Source organism: Arthrobacter crystallopoietes BAB-32 (genome assembly GCF_000328305.2).
Taxonomy (GTDB): Bacteria; Actinomycetota; Actinomycetes; order Actinomycetales; family Micrococcaceae; genus Crystallibacter; species Crystallibacter crystallopoietes_A.
This window is the reverse complement of record NZ_ANPE02000117.1, coordinates 1-4,650: the sequence shown is the minus strand read 5'-3', so window position 1 is coordinate 4,650 and position 4,650 is coordinate 1. Positions and strand designations below refer to the sequence as shown.

The following is a 4,650-nucleotide window of genomic DNA, read 5'->3' as shown; positions in this document are numbered from 1 at the left end:
ACGTGGCCGGCAGCTCCAGCGGGGCGGGCGTGACGATCAGCCGCGAGGCCGCGCCGAGGGTGTGCCGGTGCCGGGCCAGCCCGAAGGGGTCCTGGAAATCCGCGGTGACCGGCCCGATGGCGAACAGGCCGCGCTTGCCGGAACGCAGCCGGTACTCGTAGACGCTTTCCCCCGCGGCAGTCGGGAAGCGGGCGGGAAAACGGAAGGAAGGGGAGGGACCGAAGCGCGAAGGCAGCTGCTCCTCCATATAGGCGGTGCCGAAACCCATTTCCCGCCGCAGCGCGAGGTGGACCTGCGTGACCAGCCCGGTTTCCACGGAGGCGGGACGGAATTTACGGTCGACGGCGAAGCGCGGCTTGAGCAGGACCATCGCCGCGGCGGCGGTCACCGGGAGTCCGGCCAGGAAGACGGCCAGCGCCAGCAGGTCGCGCCGGCCCATGATCTGCGCCAGCAGCAGCGCGGCGGCTCCGGCGGTGATCATGCCCCAGCCGCGCGGTGTGATGTAGCGGGTGGGCAGCCAGCCGAGCCGGTCCATGGCGCACCTAGGAGGCGGAGCGGCGGGCTTCCCCGCCGACCGGGACCTTGGCCAGCACCGAGGCGACGATGCCGGGGGCGTCCTCGCCGGCGGTGACGGCCTTGCGGTCCAGCATCAGCCGGTGGGACAGCACGGCCTCGGCGACCGAGGCCACGTCGTCCGGCAGGACGAAGTCCCGGCCGTCCAGGGCGGCGGCGGCCTTGGCGGCACGCAGCAGCTGCAGCAGCGCGCGCGGACTGGCGCCCAGGCGCAGGTGCGGATGCTCCCGGGTGGCCCGGCCGATCCCGACGACATACTCCTTCACGGCGGGGGAGACGTAGACATCCTGCACCGTGGCCACCATCGCCCGGACTTCGCCGACGCCGACTACGGGCTGGACGTCGGCCAGCGGTGAGAACGACTGGTGCGTCTCGAGCATCAGCATCTCGGCGCGCGGGTCGGGGTAGCCCATCGAGATGCGGGCCATGAAACGGTCGCGCTGGGCCTCGGGCAGCGGATACGTGCCCTCCATCTCGATCGGATTCTGCGTCGCCACTACCATGAACGGCGCGTCCAGGTTGTAGGAACGGCCGTCCACGGTGACCTGGTGCTCCTCCATGCACTCGAGCAGCGCGGATTGGGTCTTGGCCGAGGCGCGGTTGATCTCGTCGCCGATGACGATGTTCGCGAACACGGGGCCGGGCCGGAATTCGAAGTGGTGCTTGTCCTGGTTGTAGATCGAAACGCCGGTGACGTCCGAGGGCAGCAGGTCCGGGGTGAACTGGATCCGGTGCACGCTGCAGTCGATGGTCCGCGCCAGCGTCTTGGCCAACATGGTCTTGCCCACGCCAGGGACGTCCTCCACGAGCAGATGCCCTTGGGCCAGCAGCACGGTCAGGGCCAGGCGGGCGGCGTCCTGCTTGCCCTCGATGACGGTGTTGATCGAGGCCAGGATGCGCCCGCAGGCGTCATGGAAATCGGCCAGCGGCAGTCCGGCGGCCGGAACCGGGGTGCCGGCGGCTTCGTCGGAAACACCGGACCGGACCGGGCCGGTGACTGCAGTGTGGTGCTGGATATCCATGCCGAACCTTCCGCATCGCCTTCCCCCGCAGGCGGGATGTATCCACAGTACTGGCAGAAGTATCGCGGCGGTAGAGCTTGAAAGGACTCTTTCGCATGTCCGGCACGGCCTCGCCGTAGTCTGGAACCATGTCCAAAAACGTCCTTGCCGTGCCCGGAGAAACCCCTGCAGCCTACCGGGCGGATGAAGCCGCTCCGGCGGACGGCCGCACCCGCAGCCCCGAAGAGGAAAAGAGCGGACGCCGCCGCCGGCTGGAGTATCCGCCGGCCCCGGAACCGCTGCCGGTGCCCGTGATGGACAACCACACGCACCTGGACTTCCGCGACGGCGACGTCGCCGTGACCGTAAGCCAGGCCCTCGACGCCGCCGAGGCACTCGGCGTCGTGGGCGCAGTGCAGGTCGGCACGGACCTCGAATCCTCCCGTTTCACCGTGCAGGCGGTGGAGGCGGACGCAAGGCTGCTCGGCGCCGTCGCACTCCACCCCAATGACGCCCCGCCGCTGGCGGAGGAAGGGGTGCTGGAGGAGGCGCTCACGGAAATCGAGCGGCTGGCCGCGCACCCGCGGATCCGGGCCGTCGGCGAAACCGGGCTCGACTTCTTCCGCACCGGCCCGGAGGGGCTGAAGGCGCAGGAGTACTCGTTCCGCCGGCATATCGGCATGGCCAAGCGGCTCGGGCTCGCCCTGCAGATCCACGACCGGGACGCACATGAGGACGTGGTCCGCGTGCTGCGCTCGGAAGGCGCTCCGGAGAAGGTGGTCTTCCACTGCTTCTCCGGCGATGCGGAACTGGCCCGGATCTGCAACGAGAACGGCTGGATGATGTCCTTCGCTGGCACCGTGACCTTCAAGAATGCGCAGGACCTCCGGGAGGCGCTGCTGGTGGCCGATCCGGCACTGGTGCTGGTCGAAACCGACGCTCCGTTCCTGACCCCGCATCCCTACCGCGGCCGCCCCAACGCCAGCTACATGGTGCCCTACACCGTGCGTTCGATGGCCGACGTCCTCGACAAGGACCTCGCCTTGTTGTGCGCGGAGGTGGCGCAGAACACGGAAAAAATTTACGGCACATGGAACGAATAAATTACCGACCGGTAATTCTCCTAGTCAGCCCTGCATTTCGAGCGTTTCACCGGGGCTGACGTGGGCCGATGTGACGTGTCCGACTCGTGATAATTGCGATCCTCAATTTGTTGAGAGATCACGGTTCGGTTACGCTAGCGGACTAATGGCCGGGGTCGGGGAAGGCATCCGGACAGCACTCCGCACCGAGGTTGGTTGGACGTTCCGTTCGTACGCCCAAACATTCTTCAGTCCGGTCCTGCCTGCACAAAGCACCGTGCCGTGCGATTCGGCGCGCAACTGCTCGTGTCCTTAGGTCCCCGTGCCCGGATGGACTGGAAAAAGTTGGGTACCGTGGCAAACGCACTGAAGAACCGCTGGGTAAAAATTGCCGGGCAGCTGGTCGTCATGACCGCACTCGTCCTTGGCCTCGTCGCCTTCGTGGGCAACAACAAGAGCGTCACCCTGACCGTGGACGGGCAGGCAAGCAGCATTTCGACCTTCGGAACCACCGTGCAGGACGTGCTCAATGAAGCCGATGTACAGGTGGACGGATACGACGACGTAACCCCCGCCGTCGAAAGCGAAATCAGCAACGGCAGCAGCATCCAGGTCGTCACGGCCAAGCCCGTGAAGCTGACCCTGGACGGCACCAGCAAGACAGTGCAATCCACCTCGGCCACCGTCCAAGACCTGGTCAATGAGCTCGGCGTGGAGGAAGATTCCGACCTCTCCGCCCCGCTGGACGCCGAACTGGCCTCCGTCAGCACCGTGGTAATCACCACGCCCAAGACCGTCACCATCACCGTGGACGGCGAGACCAAGGACAAGGTCACCACCGCCGCGACCGTCGGCGACCTGCTCGAGGAGCAGAAGATCACCCTGGGCAAGGACGATGAGCTGTCCAAGCCGAAGTCCGAGCCAATCAAAGAGAAGCTGAAACTCAAGATCACCCGGATCGACCGCGACCAGAAGATCGAGATCACCGAGCCAATCGAGTTCGAGACCGAGACCAAGAAGGACTCGTCGATGTACGAGGACGAGAAGGTCGTCACCCGCGCCGGCGTCCCCGGTGAGCGCACGAAGACCTACGCGATCGTGCTGGTCGACGGCAAGGAAACCGAGCGCGAGCTCGAAAGCAACCGCGTCACCGCCGAGCCGGTGAGCCAGAAGGTCACCGTAGGCACCAAGGAGCGTCCGGCCCCCGAGGCTCCGGCTGCGGACAACACCAACGTCGGCGGCACCTGGCAGGCCCTGGCCCAGTGCGAATCCGGCGGCAACTGGTCCATCAACACCGGCAACGGCTACTACGGCGGACTCCAGTTCAGCGAGAGTTCGTGGATCGGCGCCGGCGGCGGCAAGTACGCCCCGCTGCCGCACATGGCCAGCGCCTCGGAGCAGATCGCGACCGCCGAGGTCCTGCGCAGCAACGGCGGCTGGGGCCACTGGCCGGCCTGCGCCGCGAAGCTCGGGCTGCTCTAGCCCACGGTTGGACGGGCGCGCGCCTGCTCTTCCACTCAGTACCAAAGGCGTCGGCCCCCGGGAAACCGGGGGCCGACGTGTTTAAGGAAGTGTCTGCGTCCTGGGCTGAGGCGTGCCGCGGTGGTCGGTTTCTGGCTGGCTTGGACAGCTTTAGACTTCAAGTAGGGGGGGGCTGACCTGCGGCGATGCGGACGGCGGTTTCCAAAGCTGGGCAACGCGGACGCTGAGGGGTGGCTCATCCGGCAGGGGCGCGGTGGATGGAGCCCGTGGGCGCCAGAGAGTGCGCGGTGGGCGCCGGCCTGGGAATGCACCGGGTGCGGGCCGGACTGTGAAGCGGGATTGAGCGGCAGGGAACGCGGCGGTTAACGGAGCGGCGGGCTTGTATGGCTACGATGGCAGGGTGACAGATGCGAACGCCTCCGGCCTGCCCGGCCAGCCCCGGTCCGCTTCGGAACAGGGTTCCGGGGACGACGGCGGCGCCGGGCTGGAGCGCGGAGGGTCGCCGGGGCGGG

The 4,650-nt window shown here is 67.4% G+C and carries 3 protein-coding genes and 1 pseudogene; 2 read left to right on the top strand and 2 right to left on the bottom strand.

What is annotated here, in order from left to right; all coding sequences use genetic code 11:
* Positions 1–535, bottom strand: a pseudogene (locus D477_RS09545) (DUF58 domain-containing protein); the annotation flags it as partial.
* A gap of 7 nt (positions 536–542) precedes the next feature.
* A complete protein-coding gene (locus D477_RS09540) occupies positions 543–1,595 on the bottom strand; it encodes an AAA family ATPase (RefSeq protein ID WP_005268823.1) in 1,053 nt (350 codons plus the stop codon).
* A 128-nt stretch (positions 1,596–1,723) separates the two neighbouring features.
* On the opposite strand from D477_RS09540, the gene D477_RS09535 reads away from it, so the two are divergent.
* Both D477_RS09535 and D477_RS23545 read left to right on the top strand, forming a co-directional pair.
* The gene (locus D477_RS09535) at positions 1,724–2,677 is read left to right on the top strand and encodes a TatD family hydrolase (protein ID WP_005268822.1); all 954 of its coding nucleotides are present in this window, start codon (positions 1,724–1,726) and stop codon (positions 2,675–2,677) included.
* A gap of 333 nt (positions 2,678–3,010) precedes the next feature.
* Positions 3,011–4,138, top strand: coding sequence for a resuscitation-promoting factor (locus D477_RS23545; RefSeq protein ID WP_150110062.1), 1,128 nt, complete (start codon positions 3,011–3,013; stop codon positions 4,136–4,138).
* The last annotated feature ends 512 nt before the right edge of the window (positions 4,139–4,650 follow it).